Below are 22,880 nucleotides of genomic sequence, written 5' to 3' on the forward strand. Positions count from 1 at the left end.
GGTACGGACGGGAGAAGGCCGGGGGGGGGGGGGGGGGGGGGGGGGGGGGGGGGCGGCGCGGCCGACCCGCAGGGGCCGCCGACGGGGGGCCGGGCCGCCCGCAGACGCGCCGCGCAGGCGGCGGCCAGACGCGGCGGCAGACGGGCCGCCCGCGGCGGGGCGGACGGCGGTGCGGAAGACGCCACCGCGGCCGGCAGCGGAGCGCGGACGGCCACGGCCGCGCCCCGCACCCGTATGGAGGCCAAGCGCGCCGCCCGGGCGCGCAAGGACAGCCCGGCCGTGATCGTGAGCCGCGTCGTCGGCGAGCTGTTCATCACCGTCGGCGTGCTGATGCTGCTCTTCGTGACCTACCAGCTGTGGTGGACGAACATCCGGGCCCATCAGCAGGCGAACGGCGCCGCCAACAGCCTCCAGAAGAAGTGGGACCGGGACGGCGGGAAGCGCGATCCGGGCACCTTCTCGCCCGGCGAGGGGTTCGCGATCCTTTACATCCCCAAGCTGGACGTCAAGGCCCCGATCGCCGAGGGGGTCAGCAAGCAGGACGTCCTCGACCACGGCATGGTCGGCCACTACGGCAAGGGCAAGCTGAAGACCGCCATGCCCTGGGACAAGAAGGGCAACTTCGCGCTGGCCGGGCACCGGAACACCCATGGTGAGCCGTTCCGGTACATCAATCATCTCGAGCCCGGCGACAAGATCGTCGTGGAGACGCAGAACGCGTTCTTCACGTACGAGATGACCAGCATCCTGCCGCAGACCTCGCCCTCGAACACCGGCGTGATCGGCCCGGTGCCGCCCGGCTCCGGCTTCACGAAGCCGGGCCGCTACATCACCCTGACGACCTGCACCCCAGAGTTCACCAGCAAGTACCGCATGATCGTCTGGGGGAAGATGGTCGACGAGCGTCCGCGGAACGAGGGCAAGCCGGACGCGTTGGTCCAGTGAGCGAGCACGGCCGGGAAGACCGGGCAGACGGAACGACCGGGAAGACCGGGAAAAGAGGGACGACGCGGTGGCACGGACCGACCAAGACGAGCGGCGGGGCGAGCTGACCGACGCGGCCTCGGGGCGGCGCCGCCCCCGCCGGGGGCGGATAGCAGCCGCCGTCGGCATCCTGGGCGAGCTGCTGATCACCGCGGGCGTGATCATGGCCCTCTTCGTCGTCTACTCGCTGTGGTGGACGAACGTGCTGGCCGATCGCGAGGCCAAGAAGCAGGGCGACCGGGTGCGCAGGCAGTGGGCACAGCAGGAGGGGCCCGGCCGGCTCGACACCAAGGACGGCATCGGCTTCCTGCACGTGCCGGCGATGGACAACGGCGAGGTGCTGGTGAAGAAGGGCACCTCGACGGCGACGCTCAACGACGGCGTCGCGGGCTACTACACCAAGCCGGTGAAGTCGGCGATGCCGTGGGACAAGAAGGGCAACGTCACGCTGGCGGCGCACCGGGACGGGCACGGCGCCAAGTTCCACAACATCGACAAGCTGGGCAAGGGCGACGCGATCGTCTTCGAGACCCGGGACACCTGGTACGTCTACAAGGTCTTCGCGGAGCTGCCCGAGACCTCGAAGTTCAACGTGGGGGTGCTCAGCCCGGTCCCGAAGGGGTCGGGGAAGAAGAAGGCGGGCCGCTACATCACGCTTTCGACGTGCACTCCGGTCTACACCTCGCTCCACCGCTACATCGTGTGGGGCGAGCTGGTGCGTACGGAGAAGGTCGACGCGGACCGCACCCCGCCCAAGGAGCTGCGCTGACAGGACAGCTCCGGACACGGGGAAGCCCCGGCCGCCCGATTCCCGGGCGCCGGGGCTTCTCACTGTGTGCTGTGCGGAGCGCGCCTTACGTGGCGGGTCCGCCGGAGGGACCGCCGAACGGGATGCCGCCGCCCCCGTCGCCGCCGCCGTCGCCACCGCCGCCGTTGTTGCCGTGGCCGCTGTCGAAGGTGGTCAGGTTGACGGCCTGGCCCTTGGCCACCTGGCTGCCCTCCTGCGGGTCGGAGAACAGCACGGTGGAGTTCTCGTCCTGGGAGCCGGTGATGGCGCCGACGGTGAGACCGGCTGCCTCGATGGCCTTCCTGGCGTCCTTGAGCTTCTTGCCGCGCAGCTGGGGCACCGCGACGTTGTCCTGCTGGGCGGGGGCCTTGGCGACGGTCAGGGTGACGGTCGAGCCGGGCAGGACCTGCTCGTTGCCCTTGGGGGTCTGGTCGATGACGGTGCCCGCCTCGACGTCGGCGTTCTCCACCTCCGTGCTCTGCACCTTCAGGCCCTTGCCCTGCAGCGTGGCCGTGGCGTCCGCGAGCTTCTGGGTGGTGACGTCCGGAACGGTGACCTTGGACTGCGCCCGGGCGACGGTCAGGGTGATCTCGGTGCCCCGCGGAACCTTCTTGCCGCCCTTGGGGTCCTGGTCGATGACCTTGCCCTCGGTCTGGTCGGACTCCTGGGTCGTCTGGTTGACCGTGAAGCCCTTGGCCTCGAGCTGCTCCTTGGCGCTCTCGTACTGGACGTTGATGACGTCGGGGACCTCGACCTTCTCGGCGGGCTTGGGGCCCTTGGACATGGTCAGCTCGACCGTGCCGCCGCGCTCGATGGCCTCCGAACCCTGCACGCTCTGCTTGCAGACCTGGTCCTTCTTGGCCTCCTCGCAGAAGATGGGGCTGCCGGTCACCTCGACCTTGAAGTTGCCGTTTCTGGCGTAGTCCTTGGCCTCGCTGAGCTTCAGGCCGATCATGCGCGGCACATCGACCCGATCGCCTCCCTTGTCGCCTCCGAAGATCGACTTGCCGATGAAGATCGCCCCGACCAGCACCAGGATGCCGGCCAGGACCAGCAGGATCGTCGAGAGCCTGCTCTTCTTCTCAGGCCCGCGCCTGCGGTCGGGGCGCTCGTCGTAGCCGAAGCCGCCGTCGTCCTCGCGCACCGGGGGCAGCATCGAGGTCGGCGCGCCGACGTCCTGCGACCGCAGCATGGTCGTGGGCTGGTCCTCGCCGCCGTAGCCGACGGCGCCGAGCGCGGCGGTCGCGGCGACCGGCTGGCCCTCGAGGGCGGCCTCGATGTCGGCGCGCATCTCGTCGGCGGACTGGTAGCGGTAGTCCGGGTCCTTGACCAGGGCGCGCAGCACGATCGCGTCCATCTCCGGGGTGATCTCCGGATCGAACGCGCTCGGCGGCTGGGGTTCCTCCCTGACGTGCTGGTAGGCGACGGCCACCGGGGAGTCGCCGATGAACGGCGGGCGCACGGTCAGCAGCTCGTAGAGCAGACAGCCGGTGGAGTAGAGGTCGCTGCGCGCGTCGACGGTCTCGCCCTTGGCCTGCTCCGGGGAGAGGTACTGGGCGGTGCCGATCACGGCGGCGGTCTGGGTCATGGTCATGCCGGCGTCGCCCATGGCCCGGGCGATGCCGAAGTCCATCACCTTGACCTGGCCGGTCCGGGTGAGCATCACGTTGGCCGGCTTGATGTCCCGGTGGACGATGCCGTTGCGGTGCGAGTACTCGAGGGCCTGGAGGATTCCGACGGTCATCTCCAGGGACCGCTCGGGGAGCAGCTTTCTGCCGGAGTGCAGCAGCTCCCGCAGGGTGGATCCGTCGACGTACTCCATCACGATGTACGGGATCGAGACGCCGTCGACGTAGTCCTCGCCGGTGTCGTAGACCGCGACGATCGCGGGATGGTTGAGCGAGGCGGCCGACTGGGCCTCTCGGCGGAACCGGGCCTGGAAGGACGGGTCGCGGGCCAGGTCCACCCGGAGCGTCTTCACGGCGACAGTGCGGCCGAGGCGGGTGTCGTGCGCGAGGTAGACCTCGGCCATGCCACCGCGGCCGAGCACAGAGCCCAGCTCATACCGGCCGCCGAGGCGACGCGGCTCTTCCATAGCTACTCCAGCCCTCTTCCGTCATTCCCGCCCGCACCTGTGGGGGCCCGGCGGTGTGCTGCTCGGGCATACCGTACCCGGGACGCCGCGCCGGACCCGGCCTCGGCCGCCACTTGATACAGGACCGGTACGGCGACGTGCGGGATCGGCGTCAGGACGTGACCGGGGTCACTTCTGGCTGTCGAGCACCGCCTTCATCACGTCCTTGGCGATCGGGGCGGCGAGCCTGCCGCCGGCGATGTCGTCGCGGACGGTGTCGGAACCCTCCACGACGACCGCGACCGCGACCGGCGAGGAGCCGTCCTTGCCCTTGGCGTAGGAGATGAACCACGCGTAGGGCTTGTTGCTGTTGTCCACGCCGTTCTGTGCGGTGCCGGTCTTACCGCCGACCGTGACGCCCGGAATCCGGGCGGCGGTACCGGTGCCCTTCTGGACCACCGTCTCCATGATGTCCTGGAGCTTGCGGGCGTTGTCCGAGGAGAGCGGCTGGCTCATCTCCTCGGGCGAGGTCTGCTCGATGACGTTCAGGTTCGGGGCGCGCAGCTTGTCGACCATGTACGGCTTCATGAGCTTGCCGTCGTTGGCGACCGCGGCGGCGACCATGGCCATCTGGAGCGGGGTGGCGCGGGTGTCGAACTGGCCGATGGCAGACATGGCGTTGGACGACCGCGCCATGTCCTTGGGGTAGACGCTGGCATCCGCGCGGACGGGGGTGAACACCTCGTCGTTGAAGCCGAACTTCTCGGCCTCCTCGCGCATCTTGTCCTCGCGGAGGTCATCACCGATCTTGCCGAAGACGGTGTTGCAGGAGTACTGCAGGGCCTTGCGGAGGCTGGCGTTCTCGCAGGGGATGTTCCCCTCGTTCGGCAGGTCCTGGACGGTGCCCGGCATGATCCACGGCAGCGGCGACTTGGTGGGCTCGTCGACGCTCTTGTACAGGCCGTTCTCCAGCGCCGCGGCCGCGGTGACGACCTTGAAGGTGGAGCCCGGCGGGTAGGTCTGCCGCAGCGCCCGGTTGAGCATCGGGTCGTCGGGGTTGCGCTTCTTGTCGAGCGCCTTCCAGGCGGCCGCGTCCTTGCCGGTCGCCCCCGCGATGGTGGACGGGTCGTAGCTGGGGGTGCTGACGAGCGCGAGGATCTTGCCGGTGCGCGGGTCGATCGCCGCGACGGCGCCCTTCTTGTCGCCCAGGCCCTTGAACGCGGCTTCCTGCGCCTTGGCGTTCAGGGTGGTGATGACGTCGCCGCCCTTCTTCTCCTTACCGGTGAGCATGTCGATGGTCCGGTTGAAGAAGAGGCGGTCGTCGTCGCCGGTGAGGATGGAGTCCTCGAGGTTCTCGAGCTGGTTGGTGCCGTAGACCTGCGAGGCGTATCCGGTGACCGGCGCCCACATCTCGCCGTTCTTGTACGTCCGCTTGTACTTGTAGTCGATGCCGTTGGTCTCTTTGGACCCGGTGATCGCCCGGCCGTCGACGATGATGTTGCCGCGCGGCTGGCTGTAGCGGGCGATGTCGAGACGGTGGTTGTGCTTGTGGTTCTTGAGCGAGTCGGCCTGGACGTACTGGATCCAGTTGTCCCTCAGCAGCAGGGCGAAGACCAGGAGGCCGCAGAAGATCGCGATTCGGCGCAGGGGCTTGTTCACGGTCGGACCACCTGGGTCATCTCGGCGTCGGTGGACGGGGCGGGGGCCGGGGCCGGGCGGCGGGCGGTGTCGCTGATCCGGATGAGGATCGCGATGAGCGCCCAGTTCGCGAGCACGGACGAGCCACCGTAGGCGACGAACGGCATGGTCATACCGGTCAGCGGGATCAGGCCCATCACACCGCCGGCGACGACGAACACCTGGATGGCGAAGGCCGCGGACAGGCCGATGGACAGCAGCTTGCCGAACGGGTCGCGGGCGGCGAGCGCGGTGCGCACGCCGCGCTCCACGATCAGGCCGTACAGCAGCAGGATCGCCATGGTGCCGGCCAGGCCCAGCTCCTCGCCGACGGTGGCGAGGATGAAGTCGGAGTTGGCGGCGAAGCCGATGAGATCGGACGCGCCCTGGCCGAGGCCGGTGCCGAAGACGCCGCCGGAGCCGAAGGACATCAGGGCCTGGGCGATCTGGTCGGTGGTCGCCCAGCTCGGGGGGTTCTTCTCGTAGACGGCGAAGGGGTGCAGCCACGCCATCACACGGACCTTGACGTGCGGTTCGAAGGAGGCGACGCCGACCGCGCCGGCCGCCGACATCAGCAGACCGAAGACGATCCAACTGGTGCGCTCGGTGGCGACGTACAGCATGACGACGAACATGCCGAAGAACAGCAGCGACGTGCCCAGGTCGGTCTCGAAGACGAGGATGAGGATGCTCATCGCCCACACGACGAGGATCGGGCCCAGGTCGCGGCCGCGCGGCAGGTACAGGCCCATGAAGCGGCGGCTGGCCAGGGCCAGCGCGTCCCGCTTGACCATCAGGTAGCCGGAGAAGAACACCGCGATGATGATCTTCGCGAACTCGGCGGGCTGGATGGAGAAGCTGCCGACCCTGACCCAGATCTTGGCGCCGTAGACGGCCGGGAAGAACATGGGGAGGATCAGCAGGATCAGCGCGCCGACCATGGAGATGTAGGTGTAGCGCTGGAGGATCCGGTGGTCCTTGAGGAAGATCAGCACGCCCACGAACAGGGCCACGGCCATCGCCGAGTAGATCAGCTGGTTGGGGGCCGAGGCCGAGAAGACCTGATCGATGTTCTTGGCGCGCTGGGCCAGCCGCCGGGACTGGTCGAGCCGCCAGATGATCACCAGGCCGAGGCCGTTGAGCAGGGTCGCGATCGGCAGCAGCAGCGGGTCGGCGTACGGGGCCCACTTACGCACCACCAGGTGGGCCACCCCGGCGAGCAGGCCGAGGCCCAGGCCGTAGCTGAGCATGCCCGAGGGCAGTTCGTCGCTGAGGGCCAGGCCCGCGTTGGCGTACGCGAAGACCGGGACGATCACCGCGAAGACCAGCAGCGCCAGCTCGGTGTTGCGCCTGCGCGGCGGGCCGATCGTGCTGATGGTGGTCGTATTGCTGGTACTGCTCATGGATCAACAGCCCCCTACGGCTTCACTGTTGGGTGCTGCTGCACTGCGGGACCAACTTCTGCTCTTCCTCGGAGAGGGTGGGGCCGGGCTTGGGCGTGGGCTTGGACGTGGGCGCCTTCGATGTCTTGCCGCCGCTCGGCGTCTGCGGCGACTGGGTCTGCGGCGACTGGGGCTGCGTCTGCCCCGGCGCCGCGGGCGGCGTGGTGGCCTCGCCCGCGCGCGTGCTGATCTGGTCGTCGGTCTGGGCCTTGCCGCCGGAGGCGCCGCCGGACTTGTTCTTGTCCTTGTCCTTGTTGGTCAGGTCCCGCTGCTTCTCCTCGGCCTGACGCTGCTCGTCGGACTTCTTGCAGGCGCTGGCGAGGACGGCCAGGTCCTTGGTCTTGTTCTTGGCCTGGCTGAGGCTGCTGACCGCGATGGTGTCCTCGACCCGGCTGCGCTGGTCCACGGGGAGGTACTTGAGTTCGATCTCGCGGTGGTCCTCATGGACCTTGTTGAGCTTGATCCAGGCGAGGTCCTGGCTGATGCCCTGGTAGATCGCCACATGGTCGCCGTTGGCGCCCACGTAGTACTGCTTCTGCGTCCAGCGGTAGCCCCCGTAGAGGCCGCCGCCGACCACGGCCAGCCCCAGGGCGATGTACAGCGACCGCTTGACCCACTTGCGGCCGCCCTTCTTGCTGAAGTCGCCGTCCGCGTAGGCCCCGTAGCTTCCCTCCGGCGGGCCGCCGAGCGAGGGGTCGCCGCTTCCCGGCGGGCCGAAGCCGCCCTGGGCGTCGCCCTGTGCCGCGCCGCGGTTGCGGCCGAGCTCGGCGGCGCGGCCCGCCGGGGTGTGCGCGGCGCCGCCGTCGCCGAGGGGGGTCTGGTTCTCGGCGACCGCGCCCACGATGACGGGGGTGTCGTTCAGCTGCCCGGCGAGTGTGTCGCCGCCGTCGACGTCGAGCACGTCGGCGACGATGCAGGTGATGTTGTCGGGGCCGCCGCCGCGCAGCGCGAGCTGGATGAGCTCCTGCACGGTCTCGTGCGGGCCGTGGTAGTTGGCGAGAGTGTCCTCGAGCGTCTGGTGGCTGACCACGCCGGACAGGCCGTCGGAGCAGATCAGATAGCGGTCGCCGGCCCGGACCTCGCGGATGGACAGGTCGGGCTCGACGTGGTCGCCGCTGCCCAGGGCGCGCATCAGCAGGGAGCGCTGGGGGTGGGTGCCCGCCTCCTCCTCGGTGATGCGGCCCTCGTCGACGAGGCGCTGCACCCAGGTGTGGTCCTGGGTGATCTGGGTGAGCACGCCGTCCCGCAGCAGGTACGCGCGCGAGTCGCCGACGTGGACGAGGCCGAGCCGCTGGCCGGTCCACAGCAGGGCGGTGAGCGTGGTGCCCATGCCCTCCAGCTGGGGGTCCTCCTCGACCATGAGGCGCAGCTGTTCGTTGGCGCGCTGAACGGCGCTGCCCAGGGAGGTCAGGATGTCCGAGCCGGGGACGTCGTCGTCGAGCTGGACGAGGGTGGAGATCACTTCCGAGCTGGCGACCTCGCCGGCGGCCTGGCCGCCCATGCCGTCGGCGATGGCGAGCAGCCGGGGGCCGGCGTAGCCGGAGTCCTCGTTGCCCTCCCGGATCATGCCTTTGTGCGATCCGGCGGCGAAACGCAGTGACAGACTCATGCGCACCTCGCCCGTCGGCTCCGGGTACAGCCCCTTGCCAACCACGCTGCCCACCCTCCGGTCGTCATGGTCGTACTACTTCCGCAGCTCGATGACGGTCTTGCCGATGCGAATCGGCGCGCCCAGCGGAATCGGTGTCGGTGTGGTCAGTCGGGTCCGGTCGAGATACGTGCCGTTGGTGGACCCGAGGTCCTCGACGATCCACTGGCCGTCGCGGTCCGGGTAGATCCTGGCATGCCGGCTGGAGGCGTAGTCGTCGTCCAGCACGATGGTCGAGTCATGGGCGCGGCCCAGGGTGATGGTCTGCCCCTGGAGGGCGACCGTGGTACCCGCGAGCGTGCCCTCGGAGACCACCAGCTTGGTGGGGGCGCCGCGGCGGCCTCGGCCCGCCGCGCGGCCGGACGGCTGCTGCTGCTGGCGCTGCGGCGGGGGTGCCGCCTGCCGCTGCGGCCGGTCGGGGGCGCCGCGCCGCGCCGAACCGCGCTGGGTCACGCGGGTCCCGAACAGGTCGCTGCGGATGACCTGGACGGCCACGATGACGAACAGCCACAGTACGGCGAGGAAACCCAACCGCATGACCGTGAGGGTCAGCTCTGACATTGCCCCCGCTTCACCCTTCGGCTTGCCGGTAAACGATGGTGGTGCTGCCCACGACGATGCGCGAGCCGTCGCGGAGCGTAGCGCGTGTGGTGTGCTGTCCGTCTACCACGATGCCGTTGGTCGACCCCAGATCCTGGATGGTCGAGGGTGTTCCCACGCGGATCTCGCAGTGCCTGCGCGAGACGCCGGGGTCGTCGATGCGTACGTCGGCGTCGGTGCTGCGGCCCAGGACCAGGGTGGGCCGGGAGATCTGGTGGCGGGTGCCGTTGATCTCGATCCACCGGCGGGTCTGCCCGTAAGGCTGCGCACCGACGGCGGGGCCGCCCGCGCGGGGAGCGGGGCGGGAGCCGGGCGGGGGCGCGGAGGGCATGGGCGGCGCTCCCGCGGGCTGCGGGGGGTAGCCGTAGCCGCCGGGGCGCTGCTGGGGCGCGGCGGCGGGGCCGCGGGCCTGCGGGTTCTGGGACTCGCTGCCCGCCAGGGTGCGGCTGCGCACGCGGTACAGGCCGGTGTCGAGGTCCTCGGCCTTCTGCAGGTTGACCTTGATGGGGCCCATGAAGGTGTAGCGCTGCTGCTTGGCGTAGTCGCGCACCATGCCCGAGAGCTCATCGCCGAGCTGGCCCGAGTACGGGCTGAGCCGCTCGTAGTCGGGCGCGCTCAGTTCGACGATGAAGTCGTTGGGGACGACGGTCCGGTCGCGGTTCCAGATGCTGGCGTTGTTGTCGCACTCGCGCTGGAGCGCGCCCGCGATCTCGACCGGCTGCACCTCGGACTTGAACACCTTGGCGAAGGTGCCGTTCACGAGACCCTCGAGACGCTGCTCGAAGCGCTTCAGTACTCCCACGGGGCACCTCCTTCCTCAATCGTGCTCAGTGTCGTCCTCATACTGCTTACTGATCGTATCCACGCGTCGGGAAATCGGGTGGTTCCCCTTCCTGGCCCTGTGGAGCAGTGTCACCTCTCACAGGATCGTAGAGGTGCCTTCATGACAGTGTCCCGCAACCGGGTCGCTATCCGGTCGGGCGGGGGCGTCGGGAACGCGTGTGAATCCACCCTGGACGGCGTGCTAGTGTTCTGGATGTCGGAAGGCGCACCGCACAGACCGACCGGGCCGGAGTGATCGGCTCGGAGAGGGCGACGGTGATCCGGTCGACAGCACCCATGCGCGGGTGGCGGAATAGGCAGACGCGCTGGATTCAGGTTCCAGTGCCCGAAAGGGCGTGGGGGTTCAACTCCCCCCTCGCGCACCAGTCGGAACGGGCCTCTCCTGTGTGACGAAAGTCGCGCCGGAGGGGCCCGTTTCGCATGCCCGCACTGCTTTACGGGTGGCTGCTGTGTGTGCCGTGGGTCACGGTGCTGCGGGTCGTGGTGGCGCGGGGCGTGGTGTTGCGGGTGGGCCTCCCCCGGGCGCGCGTCGGCGCGGTCTCGCGGTTCTGGTGGTGCTCGCGGTGCGTGCGCGGCGGCGTCAGGTGCGGGGGAGGCCCTTGGGGCCCGCCGGGCCGTGGGTCGGCGGCGGGCGGGTGGCAGGTGGTGGTGGCCGGCCGCGTCAGGCGGCGAAACGGGCGGCGAGCGTCTTGGCCTTGGCGGCCGCTTCCTCGTGGGCCTTGGCCTTGGAGGCGTCGGAGAGCTCGACCAGGTCGGCCATGGCGGGGTTGGTGCGGGCCATGGTCAGCTCCGGCACGACGAACTCCACGTCGAGAGAGAGCGCTTCGGCCAGTGTCTTCTCCAGGTAGTTGATGACGAACTCGAAGCTCTCACGCGGCGTGCCCGGGCCGTAGCCGCCGCCCCGGCTGGCGACGACGACCGTCGGGGTGCCCGCGATGGTGGACGTCTCGGCCAGCGCGGTACGCCCCGCGATGATCACGTGATCCAGCCAGGCCTTGAGGGACGAGGGGATCGTGAAGTTGTACATCGGGGCGCCGATCACGACCGCGTCGGCCCGCTCCAGTTCGGAGGCCAGGGTGTCCCGCAGGGCGAAGGCGGCGTCGAGCTCGGGGGTGCGCTGGTCGGCCGGGGTGAAGCCCGCGGCGGCGGCGAGGGCGTCCAGGTGCGGCAGGGGGTCGGCGGCCAGGTCGCGGTAGATGACCGTGCCTCCCGGGTGCTGGGCCTCCCACTCCTTGCGGAAGGTGGCCGTGACGGCGCGCGAGGCGGAGGCGTCGGCCGGGAAGAGGGAGCTGTCTATGTGCAGAAGCGTGGGCATGGGGACCTTCCGGTAACGGGGCTCGGTGCCGGTCCGCTCGGGGATGAGCCGGGCGCCGGGTCCAAAGAATTCCTACGTAGCTATGAATAGCACAGGAGCTTACTTTTTCGCAGTACGGATCCGTGGTGGCAGTACGCTGTCTTCCATGGCGGCAGGTGGCGGGCGCGTGGAGCACGACCAGAAGGCGTGCATGAAGGTGGACGGGGGGATGACCCGCGTCTTCGAACTGCTCGGGAAGCGGTGGACGGGGCTCATCGTGGCCGTTCTGACCGAGCGTGCCGCGTACTTCGCCGAGCTGCGGCGGGCCATCCCGAAGATCAGCGAGCGGATGCTGACCGACCGGCTCACCGAGCTGGTGGCGGCCGGGCTGGTCCTGCGGGAGGTCGATCCGGGGCCGCCGCTGCGGGTGACCTACCGGCTGACGGAGAGCGGCAGGGCGCTGGAGCCCGCGCTGAACGAGCTGGCCCGGTGGGCGGAGCGGTACATGCCCGAGGACCGGGGGTGCCGGGAGCGGCCGGGGACCGAGCCGCCGGACGCTCTCGCGCTCTGACTGTGGGGACCCGCTGCCTGCTCTGACTGCTGTGGGCCTTCTGCCTGCTCTGGTTGCTCTGACTGCTCTGACTGCTCTGAGCAGGGTGTTCGCGTCGGCCGGCGGAGTTATCCACAGGCCGTGACGGGTTTTCCCTCCGCGCTGTACGGTCACGTCTGCGACATGTCGGTGCGGGTGCCGGCGGGAAGACGGGGGGCGCGTGATGACGGACGTCGAGAGCGGCGAGCGGACGATGCGGCGGCTGCCACACGTTCCGGGGTTCGCCAAGTGGCCGGGGGCCGGCAGGGCCCGGCAGGAGGGGAAGGCGCTGCGGGAGCGGGTGCCCCGCTCGTCGCACGGCGAGCTGCCGCCGGTTGCCGGGCGGCCGGACGCGGTGGAGGCGGTCGAGCGGTCCAACGCCGGGCGGCTGCCCGAACTCACACCGATCCGGGTCGGGCGGATGGCCGCCTCCCCCTTCTCCTTCCTGCGCGGGGCGGCCGGGCTGATGGCCCATGACCTGGCGGCCACCCCGGTGACCGGCGTCGGCGCCCAGATCTGCGGGGACGCGCACGCCGCCAACTTCGGTCTGTACGGGGACGCGCGCGGCGGCCTGGTCATCGACCTCAACGACTTCGACGAGACCATCCACGGCCCGTGGGAGTGGGACGTCAAGCGGCTGGCCGCCTCGCTGGTGCTGGCCGGGCGGGAGGCGGGCGCGGACGAGGACACCTGCCGGGCGGCCGCCCATGACGCGGTGGGCGCCTATCGGCACACGCTGCGGCTGTTGTCGAAGCTGCCCGCCGCCGACGCGTGGAACGCGATCGCGGACGAGGAACTGGTCTCGCACGCGGACGCCAAGGACCTGGCCGGGACGCTGGAGCGGGTCTCGGAGAAGGCCCGGCGGAACACGAGCGCGCGGTTCGCGGCCAGGTCGACCGAGGCCGTGCCGGACGAGCGGAACCCCTCCGGGCGGCCGGTGGCGCGCCGCTTCGTCGACGCGCCGCCGGTGCTGCGGCGGGTGCCGGACGCGGAGGCGGCGGCCGTGGCCACGGCGCTCGGCGGGTATCTGGGCACCCTGCCGGAGGACCGGCTGCCGCTGCTGGCCCGTTACGCGGTGCACGACGTGGCGTTCCGGGTGGTGGGGACCGGCAGCGTGGGGACGCGGTCGTATGTGGTGCTGCTGCTCGACCACCGGGGCGAGCCGCTGGTGCTTCAGGTCAAGGAGGCGCGGCCGTCCGCGCTGCTGCCGCATGTGGAGCGGGCCGGCTTCCCGACGCCCGCCGTGGCGCACGAGGGGCGGCGGGTGGTGCTCGGCCAGAAGCGGATGCAGGTGGTCAGCGACATCCTGCTGGGCTGGGCGACGGTGGAGGAGCGCCCGTATCAGGTGCGGCAGTTCCGCAACCGCAAGGGGAGCGTGGACCCGGTGGCGCTGCCCGCCGACCAGCTGGACGACTACGGGCGGATGACGGGCGCGCTGCTGGCGCGGGCGCATGCGCACAGCGCCGACCCGCGGCTGCTGTCGGGGTACTGCGGAAAGGGGGAGGAGCTCGACGAGGCGGTGGCCGCCTTCGCGGTGGCGTACGCGGACCGCACGGAGGAGGACCACGCGCGGCTTCTGGCCGCCGTGCGGGGCGGGCGGATAGCGGCCGAGTTGGGCGTATGACACCTCCCCGGCCGGGTCGCCGCCGGACGTAGGCTGAGCGGGTGACGAACCCGGAAGCGCAGCGGCAGGCCCGGCAGCCGGTGCCGGACGCCGAGCCCCAGGCCGATCCCCACGCCGAATCCCAGGCCGAACCGCGGGAGCACTCATCCGTGCGGCCCGAGGAGCGATCACAGGCGCCGTCGGAGCCGGCGGAGCCGGTGGACGCGGCGGAGCCGGTGGACGCGGCGGCGAGGGAGGCGCGGGCGGCCGAGCGGCTCGAGCGGGCCGTGCTGGCGGCCGAGCAGGCGCTGATCGAGTTCGAGATCGCGGTGGACACCTTCCGCATCGAGGTGGAGAACTTCTCCCGGCTGCACCACCAGCGGCTGGGTCCGATGTACTCGCGGCTCGACGAGCTGGACGCGCTGATCGCCGAGGCGGTGGCGGCGCGCACGGGAGACCCCGAGGACATCCGCAGGGCGCGGGAGGCGCGGGGGCTGGTGCTGCCCATGCCGAAGGTGGAGGAGCTTTTCCACGGCTGGCTGGACTCCGACGGGCTGTCGCCCGAGGGGGTCGCCATGCTCACCGAGCAGCCGGTGCAGCCGCCGCCGCGGGTGCGGGCGAGCGAGGAGGCGCGCCGGATCTACCGGGAGCTGGCCCGCAAGGCGCACCCGGACCTGGCGGAGGAGGAGGCCGAGCGGGAGCGGCGCGGCGAGTTCATCGTGCGGGTCAACGCGGCGTACGCGGCAGGGGACGAGGAGCGGCTTCGGGCGCTGGCCGAGGAGTGGGCGGCCGGTCCGCCGCCGCCCGAGCGCCGGTGGAGCCGCAGCGAGGAGCTGTACGCCCGGCTGGAGTGGCTGGCCGCCCGCAAGGAGATGCTGGCCGAGGCCGCCGCGGAGCTGGAGTCCAGCGCGATCGGCGCCATGATCAAGATGGCGCCGGAGGACCCCGACGGGCTGCTCGACGAGATCGCCGAGCAGCTGCTGGCCAAGGTCGCGGAGAAGGAGAATGAGCTGGCGGAGCTGGTGCGGTAGTAGGTTTCCCTCAGCTGCCGTTGTGATGTGAGAGGTGTGTGTGATGGGTTTTGCCCCGCTTCCCGAGGTGGAGGCCGCGGCGGTGCCGGCGGATGGGTTCCTGCTGGATGTGCGGGAGGACGACGAGTGGGCCGCGGGGCACGCCGAGGGCGCCCTGCACATCCCCATGGGACAGATCGTGGCCCGGTTCGGCGAGCTGACCGAGGCGCTGGACGACGGCGCGCGGGTGCATGTGGTGTGCCGGGTCGGTGGGCGGTCCGCGCAGGTGACGCAGTATCTGATCGCCCAGGGCGTGGACGCGGTGAATGTGGACGGCGGCATGCTCGCCTGGCAGGCGGCGGGCCGCCCGCTGGTGAGCGGCCAGGGCTCCCCGGCCGACGGGGCCTTCGTGCTCTAGCCGTCCGCCTTCCGAATACTCGTCGTCTGGCCGCCTGTCCTCTGACCGCCCGCCTTTTGGCCGCCCGCCTCTGGCCGTTCGTTCCCTAGCCGAGGGGGTGGGCGGCGAGGAGGTCGCCCAGAGCCTCCTCATGTGCGGCGGCGGGGCCGAGGGACAGCTCGAGCTGTTTGGCCCAGGCGTGGTAGCGGTGCAGGGGGTAGTCGGTCGCGGCGCCGAAGCCGCCGTGCAGATGCTGTGCGGTCTGGACGACGCGGCGCACCCCCTCGGCGGCCCAGATCTTGGCTACGGCGATGTCCCCCGCGACGGGCAGCGCCCCGGGCGCGGCCGGTGCGCCCGCGCCGTCCGTGGCCAGGCGCCAGGCGGCCTGCCAGAGTGTGGCCTCCGTCGCGCGCAGGTCGATATAGCGGTCGGCGGCCTGGACGGCGACCGCCTGGAAGGTGGCGAGGGGGAAGCCGAACTGCTCGCGCTTGCTGGTGTAGGAGCTGGTCAGGGCGAGCACCGCCTCGCCGAGGCCCAGGGCGAGTGCGCAGGTGCCGCAGGTCAGCAGGGAGCGCAGCCACTCCCAGGCGCCGTCCGCGGTGAGGACCGCGGAGGAGGCGAGCCGCACGGCCTCCAGGCGGATCTCGGCGAGCCGCTCGCCGCTGGTGGAGATCTGCGGCGCGAGGGTGACGCCCGGGTGGTCGCGGGGGACGAGCGCGAGGAGGGTCCGGCCCGCGCCGGTGTGGGCGGGGACGAGGACGCGGTCGGCGCTGTGGGCCCAGGGCACGGCGGTCTGAGTGCCCTCCAGGACCCAGGCGCCGCCGTGGCCGCCGTCGTGGCCGTCGCCGTCCTGCCGCGCCTGGACGGCGAGTTCGGCAGCGTCGTGGCCGGTGCGGCCGTGGGGCGCGACGGTCAGCACCAGCTCGCCGCGGCCGGCGGCGGGCAGCACGGCGGCGCGCAGCTCCTCGCCGCCGTACCGCTGGACGGCCAGCGCGGCCGCGGTGGACTCCAGCAGTGGCACCCGGGCCAGGACCCGGCCGGCCTCGCGCAGGACCAGGCACAGGGCGATGGGGTCGAGGCCGGCCCCGCCATAGCGGGGGTCCAGGAGGAGGCCGAGCAGATCGGCGTCGGCTGCCTTGCCCCACAGCCGGCGGTCGAGGTCGTCGGCGACGGCGCCGGGCGTGAGCGCGGGGCTGGGCACCCCGTCGGGTGGGGCGGAGGAGAACACCGCCTTGGCCGCCTCGGCGGCCGCCTGCTGCTCCTCGGTGAAGGTGAAGTCCACTGTCCGTCCTCCCGCGCCATGGCTTGGTCTGACGGCCCGTCAAGATAGAACAGGTTCTACAAGAAGGGAACGCCCACGGGACGGCGGTTCAGCGGTCGAAGTCCAGCTCCACACGCTCGTCGACCGGGTGGGACTGACAGGCCAGCACATAACCGGCCGCCACCTCCTCGGGCTCCAAGGCGAAGTTCCGGTCCATCCGCACCTCGCCCGAGACCAGGAACGCCCGGCATGTGCCGCAGACCCCGCCCTTGCAGGCGTACGGCGCGTCCGGGCGGTTGCGCTCCACCGCGTCCAGCAGCGATTCGCCCTCGCGCACCGACCAGGTGCCCGACCGGCCGTCCAGGGTCGCCGTCACCGTGCCGCGGGAGGGGCCGGCGGGGCCCGGGCCCGATGGGGCGCTCTCGCCCTCCCCGGCGTCCACATGGAAGATCTCCTGATGGACGCGGCCGCGGGCGACCCCGAGCGCGCGCAGCGCCCGCTCGGCGCCGCGCACCATGCCGTAGGGCCCGCACAGGAACCAGCCGTCCACCGACCGCACCGGCAGCAGGGCGGGCAGCAGCCCGGTCAGCCGCTCCTCGTCGAGCCGCCCGGAGAGCGGGCCTGCCTGCCGCTCTTCGCGGGAGAGGACGCTCACCAGCTGGAACCGGCCGGGCCAGCGGTCCTTCAGGTCGGCGACCTCTTCGAGGAACATCGTGGAGGCGGTGGTGCGGTCACCGCGGATCAGACAGAAGCGGGCGTCCGGCTCCCGGGCGAGCAGGGTGGCGGCGATGGACAGGACGGGGGTGATGCCGCTGCCGCCGACCACGGCGGCGAAGTGGCCGGGCCTGGGCTCCAGCACGAACCGGCCGGCCGGGGCCATCACCTCCATGACCTCGCCGACCGCCAGCTCCTTGAGGGCGTAGGTGGAGAACTCGCCGCCCTCGACCAGCCGCACCCCGACCCGCAGGGCCGTGGGCCCCCCGGGCTCCAGGGCTGGGGTGCAGATCGAGTACGTCCGCCGTATCTGGGCGCCGTCGGCGAACCGGCGCACCGCGATGTGCTGCCCCGGTGAGAAGCGGAAGGTCTCGCGCAGCGCGGGCGGGACCCGGAGGGTGACGGCGACCGAGTCGTCGGTGAGCCGGTCGACCGCGATCACCCGCAGGGGATGGAAGGCGCCGTGGCGGGGCACGGGCGCCGCCACGCCTTCGGCGGCCATCACAACTCCTTGAAGTGGTCGAAGGGTTCGCGGCAGGCCTCGCAGCGGCGCAGCGCCTTGCAGGCGGTGGAGGAGAAGCGGCTGAGGAGCTTGGTGTCGGTCGAGCCGCAGTGGGGGCAGCGCACCGCCAGGTCGACGGCGACCGGCCCGCCCGCGCCACGGGGGCCGGGTGGCGCGATGCCGGATTCGGCCAGCTTGCGGCGGCCCTCCGCGCTGATCGCGTCCGTCGTCCAGGGCGGGGAGAGGACGGTACGGACCGTCACGTCCGGGATGCCCTGGTCGTGCAGCACCCGCTCGACGTCCGCGGCCATGGACTCCAGCGCGGGGCAGCCGGTGTAGGTGGGGGTCAGCTCGACCTCGACCCGGCCGGGCGCCATGACCCGCAGCGCGCGGAGCACGCCGAGCTCGGCCAGGGTCACCATGGGCAGCTCCGGGTCCGGCACGGCTCCCGCCAGTTCGCGCAGCCGGGCCTCCAGCGGGGTCGCGGGCGCGGGGGTCACCATGACGCCCCCGGGTGGCTGCGGTGGAGATGCTGCATCTCGGCCAGCATCCGGCCGAACGGCTCGGTGTGGAGGCCCTGCCGACCGGCGCCGGCCGCCCAGGCGCCGCGCCGCGGGCCCTCGGGCACGGTCAGGGTGGCCCGGTGCAGGACGGACGTCACCCGCGCCAGCCACTCCTCGCCCAGGGCGGCCCAGTCCACCTCGCACCCCTCGATCGGCTCGAACAGCTCGCCGGTGTACCCCCACAGCGCCTCCAGGCCGCGCCGCATCCGCTCATGGCTCTCGGGGGTGCCGTCGCCCAGCCGCAGGGTCCAGTGCTCGGCGTGGTCGCGGTGGTAGGCGACCTCCTTGACCGCCTTGGCGGCCAGCGGGGCGAAGGGGCCGTCGCCGCGGGCCAGCCGGTCGTAGAGCAGCTCCTGGTAGGTGGAGAAGTACAGCTGGCGGGCGATGGTGTGCGCGAAGTCACCGTTGGGCTGCTCGACGAGCTGACAATTGCGGAAGGCCCGCTCCTCCCGCAGATAGGCCAGTTCGTCCTCGTCGCCCACCAGCGAGAGCAGCACGCGCGCCTGCCCGAGCAGGTCGAGCGCGATGTTGGCCAGGGCGACTTCTTCCTCCAGCACGGGGGCGTGTCCGGCCCACTCCCCCAGCCGGTGGGAGAGCACCAGGGCGTCGTCGCCGAGGGCGAGCGCGGCGGTCACAGGTGCCGCACCCCCTCCGGGATCTCGTAGAAGGTCGGATGGCGGTAGGGCTTGTCGGCGGCCGGCTCGAAGAACGGGTCCTTCTCGTCGGGCGAGGAGGCGGTGATCCGGTCGGAGGGGACGACCCAGATGGAGACGCCTTCCGACCGGCGGGTGTACAGATCGCGGGCGCTGCGCAGGGCCATTTCGGCGTCCGGCGCGTGGAGGCTGCCGGCGTGGGTGTGGGAGAGGCCGCGCCGGCCGCGGACGAACACCTCCCACAGGGGCCACTCACCGCTCGTGTCACCGCTCATGCCTCGGCCTTTCCGTGCTTGGCCGCATACGCCGCGGCCGCCTCGCGCACCCAGGCGCCTTCCTCATGGGCCCGCCGCCGCTGGGACATGCGCTGGGCGTTGCACGGCCCGTTTCCCCGGAGCACCTCGCGGAACTCCTCCCAGTCGATGGGGCCGAAGTCGTAGTGGCCCCGGTCCTCGTTCCACTTCAGGTCGGGGTCGGGGAGGGTGAGGCCGAGCGCCTCGGCCTGGGGGACGCAGATGTCGACGAAGCGCTGGCGCAGCTCGTCGTTGGAATGGCGCTTGATCTTCCAGGCCATGGACTGGGCGGAGTGTGCGGATGCGTCGTCGGGCGGGCCGAACATCATCAGGGAGGGCCACCACCAGCGGTCCACGGCGTCCTGGGCCATGGCGTGCTGGGCCGGTGTGCCCCGGCTCAGGGTCAGCAGCAGCTCGTATCCCTGGCGCTGGTGGAAGGACTCCTCCTTGCAGATCCGGACCATCGCCCGCGCGTAAGGACCGTAGGAGCAGCGGCACAGCGGCACTTGGTTGGTGATCGCCGCGCCGTCCACCAGCCAGCCGATGGCGCCGACATCGGCCCAGGTCAGGGTGGGGTAGTTGAAGATCGAGGAGTATTTCTGGCGGCCGGAGTGGAGCTTGTCGAGCAGCTCTTCGCGGCTGGTGCCCAGGGTTTCGGCGGCGCTGTAGAGATACAGGCCGTGTCCCGCCTCGTCCTGGACCTTGGCCATGAGGATGGCCTTGCGGCGCAGCGAGGGGGCCCGGGTGATCCAGTTGGCCTCCGGCTGCATGCCGATGATCTCGGAGTGGGCGTGCTGGGCCATCTGCCGGATCAGTGAGGCGCGGTATGCGTCGGGCATCCAGTCGCGGGGCTCGATGCGCTCGTCCGCGGCCAGAGCGGCGTCGAACACCGTCTGATACGCCTCCGGGTCAGCCGCCGTCGTCGTCATACGAAGCCCCTCCGCCGTCCCGCCGGGCCACCCCGGCCCGACCGACCGATCGTTCGGTTCAATGGTGTGCCGGGGGTGTGCGGGGTGTCAAGCCTGTGGATAACTCCGGGGCGCTGGGCCCCGCGCGCGCTCATCGGTACCGTTCCGGGGCGTAAGGGCCGAGAGAAGCGCGGAGAGCGCGCGGCAGCGCGGCGCGCGCGGCCTGGGACCACGGGATCGGGGCGGGGATGGCGGAGACGGAGCGAACCGGGCAGAGGGAGAGGGGGGAGGGGACCGGCAGGCCGCTCTCGCTGCCCTCGCAGCTCGTCGTCGCGGTGGGCCTCGCGGTCACCGTGGCCGCCGTGGCCATCCACCTCGGGATGGCCTTCCTGAACGTCGCTCCGCCCAACACGGTCAGCAAGCAGCACGGCGCGGCGATAGACGACTACATATATCCGGAATTCGAACGGAACTGGAAGCTCTTCGCCCCCAACCCGCTCCAGCAGAACATCGACGTGCAGGCGCGCGCCGAGATCCGCACCCCCGAGGGCGGCACCACGACCACCGGATGGCGCGACCTGTCGGCCCAGGACGGCGCGGCCATCAGGCACAACCCGCTGCCCAGCCACACCCAGCAGAACCAGCTGCGCCGCGCCTGGGACTTCTACGTCCTCTCGCACGACGCCCAGGAGCGGCCGAACGGGCTGCGCGGACAGCTCTCCGGGCAGTACCTGCGACGGCTCGTGATGGACCGCCTGGGCCCGCGGCAGGACGGCGGCACGGTGCAGCGCGTACAGCTGCGCTCGGTCACCCGGCAGCTCGCCGCGCCGTCGTGGAGCGAGGAGAAGACCGACACCAGGCCCGTGCGCCGGGTCCTGCCCTGGTGGACGGTCACCGCGGACGACCTGCCGGAGGCGAAGCGCCGGTGACCATCCCCGCCCTCCCGCCGCACCCGCCCCTGCCCCCGCACCCGCCCCGCCCCACCGGGCCGCCGGCCGCGCCCCGCTCCAAGGCGGCCGCCCGCGTCGAGGCCGCCGTCATCCGGGCCCACGCCCGCGTCACCGGGTCGGCGCTCGGGCCGTACCAGACCGCCGTGGTGCGCATCGGCTTCTCCTTCACCTGGCTGCTGTTCCTGCTGCGTGAATGGCCCCACCGCCGGCGGCTGTACGGGCCCGACGGCCCGTGGAGCTGGCAGATGGCACACCAGCTCATCGAGGGCAACGGCGCCTTCAGCGCGCTGATGTGGTCCGACAGCGCCCTGTGGTTCGAGACCGTCTACGGTCTCGCCCTCCTCTCCAGCGCGCTGCTCCTGCTGGGCTGGCGTACCCGCACCATGTCCGTGCTGTTCATGCTCGGTGTGATCTCGCTTCAGAACCGCAGCATCTTCGTGGGGGACGGCGGCGACAACGTCATCCACCTGATGGCGATGTACCTGACGCTGACCCGGTGCGGACAGGTGTGGTCGCTGGACGCCCGCCGCGCGGCGCGGCGCGGTCCCGGCGCCCCGGCGACGCGCGACACGACCGGGATCGTGCTGTGGGCGCTGACCGGGTCGGCCCTGCTCTGGGCGCAGCTGGGCACCGAGGCCCGGCTCGACTGGTCGGCCTACGGGCCCCTCCCCGGTGTCGGCTGGGCCACGGCCCTGTGGGGGCTGTGGGCGGTCCACGGCGCCTGGTGGCTGGCGCGGCGCCACGCCCCGGGCGAGCCGCGCGCCCTTCTGGACGTCCTCGCCAACATCGTGCACAACGGCGCGCTGGTGGTGATCATGGGTGAGGTCTGTCTGCTGTACGCCTCGGCAGGCTGGTACAAGGTCCAGGGCTCGCGCTGGCAGGACGGCACCGCGCTCTACTACCCGCTGCACCTGGAGTACTTCTCCCCCTGGCCCGCCCTGGCGGAGGCGCTCGCCGGCAGCGGCCTGCTGGTCATGGTGCTCACCTACGGCACGGTCATCGTGCAGGTCGCCTTCCCCTTCACGCTGCTGAACCGGCGGGTCAAGAACGTGATGCTCGTGGTGATGGTGCTGGAGCACCTCGGGATCGCGGTCCTGCTGGGGCTCCCCTTCTTCTCCCTGGCCATGATCGCGGCGGACGCAGTCTTCCTGCCCACCAACTTCCTGCGCTGGGTCGGCGGGCGGGCGGGCCGGATCCGCGCCCGGATCCGCGGCCGCCTTCCCACCCGCTCGGCCCGGCTGCCGGGGCAGCGGGCGGGGGAGGGGGCCGCCGCCCGACCGTAGGCTGTGGGCATGAGTGACGACGAGGCCGCGGTGGCCGTGCGGCAGTGGCGCGAAGAGGCCGCCGACCAGGCCGTGCTGCTGGACGGCTTCCACGCGCTGAAACACGCGCTTCGCTTCGGGGCGCGGGTGCGGATCGCGGTCACCAGCGACAAGGCCGCCGCCCTCGCCCTCGCCGCCGAACTGGCCGAGGACCTGACCGAGGTGATCGAGGAGCGGGTCCTCGAGGTGCCGGCGGAGACGCTGCGGGAGCTTGTGCCGAGGGTCCACCCGACGCGGGTGGCCGCGCTGGCGGACAGGCGAGGGCGGCAGCGGAACCTGGCGGAGCTGGCCGGGCCGGCCAGGCCGGCGCCGGTCGTGGTGCTGGACAACCCGCGCAACCTCGGGAACGTGGGGGCCGTGGTGCGGCTCTCCGCAGGCTTCGGGGCCACGGGGGTGGTCACCACCGGCGACATCGATCCCTGGCACCCGAACGCCGTCCGCTCGGGCGCGGGGCTCCACTACGCCACCGCTGTGGAGCGGCTGGCGAGCGACGACCTTCCGGCGGGGCCGCTGTACGCCCTGGACCCGGAGGGCGAGGACATCCGGTCCCTGGTCATCCCCGATGACGCGCTGCTCGCCTTCGGGTCCGAGCGCCACGGGATCTCGCCCGAGGTGCGGAAGAGGGCCACCAGGCTGGTGGCCCTCCCCATGCGCCCCCGGGTCTCCAGCTACAACCTGGCCACCAGCGTGGCCATGGCGCTGTTCCACTGGGGAGGGCCTGCCCAGGGGCCGGCGAGCGGCTGAGCGGGCGCCGCGTCCGGCAAAG

The 22,880-nt window shown here is 71.7% G+C and carries 22 protein-coding genes and 1 tRNA gene; 10 read left to right on the plus strand and 13 right to left on the minus strand.

The window, feature by feature from the left end; genetic code table 11:
• The coding region (locus tag ABFY07_RS28565) for a class E sortase (protein WP_346177264.1) at positions 1–945 on the plus strand (945 nt) is incomplete at its 5' end.
• A 67-nt stretch (positions 946–1,012) separates the two neighbouring features.
• Positions 1,013–1,753: a class E sortase gene (locus tag ABFY07_RS28570; protein ID WP_428837021.1), complete on the plus strand. Its 741-nt coding sequence runs from the start codon at positions 1,013–1,015 to the stop codon at positions 1,751–1,753.
• A gap of 85 nt (positions 1,754–1,838) precedes the next feature.
• On the opposite strand, the gene pknB is transcribed toward ABFY07_RS28570, so the two are convergent.
• The 6 genes from pknB to ABFY07_RS28600 form a co-directional block, all read right to left on the minus strand.
• On the minus strand, positions 1,839–3,866 hold the full coding sequence (gene pknB / locus ABFY07_RS28575; RefSeq protein WP_346177265.1) for a Stk1 family PASTA domain-containing Ser/Thr kinase: 2,028 nt from the start codon (positions 3,864–3,866) through the stop codon (positions 1,839–1,841).
• 168 nt (positions 3,867–4,034) lie between these two features.
• On the minus strand, positions 4,035–5,504 hold the full coding sequence (locus tag ABFY07_RS28580) for a penicillin-binding transpeptidase domain-containing protein (RefSeq protein ID WP_346177266.1): 1,470 nt from the start codon (positions 5,502–5,504) through the stop codon (positions 4,035–4,037).
• Positions 5,501–6,925: an FtsW/RodA/SpoVE family cell cycle protein gene (locus ABFY07_RS28585; RefSeq protein WP_346177267.1), complete on the minus strand. Its 1,425-nt coding sequence runs from the start codon at positions 6,923–6,925 to the stop codon at positions 5,501–5,503. The genes ABFY07_RS28580 and ABFY07_RS28585 overlap by 4 nt, the downstream gene beginning before the upstream one ends.
• Positions 6,926–6,947: 22 nt before the next feature.
• Positions 6,948–8,573, minus strand: a complete 1,626-nt coding sequence (locus tag ABFY07_RS28590) for a PP2C family protein-serine/threonine phosphatase (protein ID WP_346177268.1) — start codon at positions 8,571–8,573, stop codon at positions 6,948–6,950.
• Between the two features lie 75 nt (positions 8,574–8,648).
• Positions 8,649–9,173 carry an FHA domain-containing protein FhaB/FipA gene (locus ABFY07_RS28595; protein WP_346177269.1) on the minus strand — a complete coding sequence of 175 codons (525 nt, stop codon included), beginning with the start codon at positions 9,171–9,173 and terminating at the stop codon, positions 8,649–8,651.
• A gap of 10 nt (positions 9,174–9,183) precedes the next feature.
• A complete protein-coding gene (locus ABFY07_RS28600) occupies positions 9,184–10,014 on the minus strand; it encodes an FhaA domain-containing protein (protein WP_065962066.1) in 831 nt (276 codons plus the stop codon).
• A 319-nt stretch (positions 10,015–10,333) separates the two neighbouring features.
• Here ABFY07_RS28600 and ABFY07_RS28605 point away from each other — a divergent pair.
• Positions 10,334–10,420: transfer RNA gene (locus ABFY07_RS28605), tRNA-Leu, on the plus strand.
• A 296-nt stretch (positions 10,421–10,716) separates the two neighbouring features.
• On the opposite strand, the gene ABFY07_RS28610 is transcribed toward ABFY07_RS28605, so the two are convergent.
• Entirely contained in the window at positions 10,717–11,370 is a 654-nt protein-coding gene (locus ABFY07_RS28610; protein WP_065962129.1) for an FMN-dependent NADH-azoreductase, read from the minus strand.
• 145 nt (positions 11,371–11,515) lie between these two features.
• Here ABFY07_RS28610 and ABFY07_RS28615 point away from each other — a divergent pair, with 145 nt between their 5' ends.
• The 4 genes from ABFY07_RS28615 to ABFY07_RS28630 all read left to right on the plus strand — a co-directional run bounded on the left by ABFY07_RS28615 (position 11,516) and on the right by ABFY07_RS28630 (position 14,969).
• A complete protein-coding gene (locus ABFY07_RS28615; RefSeq protein ID WP_346177270.1) occupies positions 11,516–11,920 on the plus strand; it encodes a winged helix-turn-helix transcriptional regulator in 405 nt (134 codons plus the stop codon).
• A 202-nt stretch (positions 11,921–12,122) separates the two neighbouring features.
• The gene (locus ABFY07_RS28620) at positions 12,123–13,562 is read left to right on the plus strand and encodes a DUF2252 domain-containing protein (protein ID WP_346177271.1); all 1,440 of its coding nucleotides are present in this window, start codon (positions 12,123–12,125) and stop codon (positions 13,560–13,562) included.
• 41 nt (positions 13,563–13,603) lie between these two features.
• Positions 13,604–14,572 carry a hypothetical protein gene (locus tag ABFY07_RS28625; protein WP_428837022.1) on the plus strand — a complete coding sequence of 323 codons (969 nt, stop codon included), beginning with the start codon at positions 13,604–13,606 and terminating at the stop codon, positions 14,570–14,572.
• A gap of 43 nt (positions 14,573–14,615) precedes the next feature.
• A complete protein-coding gene (locus tag ABFY07_RS28630) occupies positions 14,616–14,969 on the plus strand; it encodes a rhodanese-like domain-containing protein (RefSeq protein ID WP_346177272.1) in 354 nt (117 codons plus the stop codon).
• An 85-nt stretch (positions 14,970–15,054) separates the two neighbouring features.
• Here the strand turns inward: ABFY07_RS28630 and ABFY07_RS28635 are convergent, their stop codons facing one another.
• From ABFY07_RS28635 to paaA, 6 genes are all read right to left on the minus strand, one after another.
• The gene (locus ABFY07_RS28635; protein ID WP_346177273.1) at positions 15,055–16,230 is read right to left on the minus strand and encodes an acyl-CoA dehydrogenase family protein; all 1,176 of its coding nucleotides are present in this window, start codon (positions 16,228–16,230) and stop codon (positions 15,055–15,057) included.
• Positions 16,231–16,318: 88 nt separating this feature from the next.
• The gene (locus tag ABFY07_RS28640; protein ID WP_346177274.1) at positions 16,319–17,425 is read right to left on the minus strand and encodes a 2Fe-2S iron-sulfur cluster-binding protein; all 1,107 of its coding nucleotides are present in this window, start codon (positions 17,423–17,425) and stop codon (positions 16,319–16,321) included.
• A complete protein-coding gene (paaD, locus tag ABFY07_RS28645; protein ID WP_346177275.1) occupies positions 17,425–17,928 on the minus strand; it encodes a 1,2-phenylacetyl-CoA epoxidase subunit PaaD in 504 nt (167 codons plus the stop codon). The genes ABFY07_RS28640 and paaD overlap by 1 nt, the downstream gene beginning before the upstream one ends.
• Positions 17,922–18,623, minus strand: a complete 702-nt coding sequence (gene paaC, locus ABFY07_RS28650) for a 1,2-phenylacetyl-CoA epoxidase subunit PaaC (RefSeq protein WP_346177276.1) — start codon at positions 18,621–18,623, stop codon at positions 17,922–17,924. Before paaC ends, paaD begins: the two co-directional genes overlap by 7 nt.
• The gene (paaB, locus tag ABFY07_RS28655; RefSeq protein WP_065962085.1) at positions 18,620–18,916 is read right to left on the minus strand and encodes a 1,2-phenylacetyl-CoA epoxidase subunit PaaB; all 297 of its coding nucleotides are present in this window, start codon (positions 18,914–18,916) and stop codon (positions 18,620–18,622) included. The genes paaC and paaB overlap by 4 nt, the downstream gene beginning before the upstream one ends.
• The gene (paaA, locus tag ABFY07_RS28660; protein ID WP_346177277.1) at positions 18,913–19,863 is read right to left on the minus strand and encodes a 1,2-phenylacetyl-CoA epoxidase subunit PaaA; all 951 of its coding nucleotides are present in this window, start codon (positions 19,861–19,863) and stop codon (positions 18,913–18,915) included. Before paaA ends, paaB begins: the two co-directional genes overlap by 4 nt.
• A 227-nt stretch (positions 19,864–20,090) precedes the next feature.
• On the opposite strand from paaA, the gene ABFY07_RS28665 reads away from it, so the two are divergent.
• Genes ABFY07_RS28665 through ABFY07_RS28675 form a run of 3 tightly spaced genes read left to right on the plus strand, consistent with a single transcriptional unit; the run spans position 20,091 to position 22,858 of the window.
• Positions 20,091–20,771 (plus strand): DUF5819 family protein, encoded by a 681-nt coding sequence (locus ABFY07_RS28665; RefSeq protein WP_065962088.1) that lies wholly within the window; start codon positions 20,091–20,093, stop codon positions 20,769–20,771.
• A complete protein-coding gene (locus ABFY07_RS28670) occupies positions 20,768–22,075 on the plus strand; it encodes an HTTM domain-containing protein (RefSeq protein WP_346177278.1) in 1,308 nt (435 codons plus the stop codon). Before ABFY07_RS28665 ends, ABFY07_RS28670 begins: the two co-directional genes overlap by 4 nt.
• Before the next feature lie 9 nt (positions 22,076–22,084).
• Positions 22,085–22,858: a TrmH family RNA methyltransferase gene (locus ABFY07_RS28675; RefSeq protein WP_346177279.1), complete on the plus strand. Its 774-nt coding sequence runs from the start codon at positions 22,085–22,087 to the stop codon at positions 22,856–22,858.
• Positions 22,859–22,880 lie beyond the last annotated feature (22 nt).

The organism is Streptomyces sparsogenes subsp. cuspidosporus, from assembly GCF_039532705.1.
Classification (GTDB): Bacteria; Actinomycetota; Actinomycetes; order Streptomycetales; family Streptomycetaceae; genus Streptomyces; species Streptomyces sparsogenes.

Excerpts from the sequence above, each read along its gene's own strand:
- pknB (WP_346177265.1), bottom strand. The coding sequence starts at position 3,866 with ATGGAAGAGCCGCGTCGCCTCGGCGGCCGGTATGAGCTGGGCTCTGTG.
- ABFY07_RS28585 (WP_346177267.1), bottom strand. The coding sequence starts at position 6,925 with ATGAGCAGTACCAGCAATACGACCACCATCAGCACGATCGGCCCGCCG.
- ABFY07_RS28590 (WP_346177268.1), bottom strand. The coding sequence starts at position 8,573 with ATGAGTCTGTCACTGCGTTTCGCCGCCGGATCGCACAAAGGCATGATC.
- ABFY07_RS28595 (WP_346177269.1), bottom strand. The coding sequence starts at position 9,173 with ATGTCAGAGCTGACCCTCACGGTCATGCGGTTGGGTTTCCTCGCCGTA.
- ABFY07_RS28610 (WP_065962129.1), bottom strand. The coding sequence starts at position 11,370 with ATGCCCACGCTTCTGCACATAGACAGCTCCCTCTTCCCGGCCGACGCC.
- ABFY07_RS28615 (WP_346177270.1), top strand. The coding sequence starts at position 11,516 with ATGGCGGCAGGTGGCGGGCGCGTGGAGCACGACCAGAAGGCGTGCATG.
- ABFY07_RS28620 (WP_346177271.1), top strand. The coding sequence starts at position 12,123 with ATGACGGACGTCGAGAGCGGCGAGCGGACGATGCGGCGGCTGCCACAC.
- ABFY07_RS28630 (WP_346177272.1), top strand. The coding sequence starts at position 14,616 with ATGGGTTTTGCCCCGCTTCCCGAGGTGGAGGCCGCGGCGGTGCCGGCG.
- ABFY07_RS28640 (WP_346177274.1), bottom strand. The coding sequence starts at position 17,425 with ATGGCCGCCGAAGGCGTGGCGGCGCCCGTGCCCCGCCACGGCGCCTTC.
- paaD (WP_346177275.1), bottom strand. The coding sequence starts at position 17,928 with ATGGTGACCCCCGCGCCCGCGACCCCGCTGGAGGCCCGGCTGCGCGAA.
- paaB (WP_065962085.1), bottom strand. The coding sequence starts at position 18,916 with ATGAGCGGTGACACGAGCGGTGAGTGGCCCCTGTGGGAGGTGTTCGTC.
- paaA (WP_346177277.1), bottom strand. The coding sequence starts at position 19,863 with ATGACGACGACGGCGGCTGACCCGGAGGCGTATCAGACGGTGTTCGAC.
- ABFY07_RS28665 (WP_065962088.1), top strand. The coding sequence starts at position 20,091 with ATGGCGGAGACGGAGCGAACCGGGCAGAGGGAGAGGGGGGAGGGGACC.
- ABFY07_RS28675 (WP_346177279.1), top strand. The coding sequence starts at position 22,085 with ATGAGTGACGACGAGGCCGCGGTGGCCGTGCGGCAGTGGCGCGAAGAG.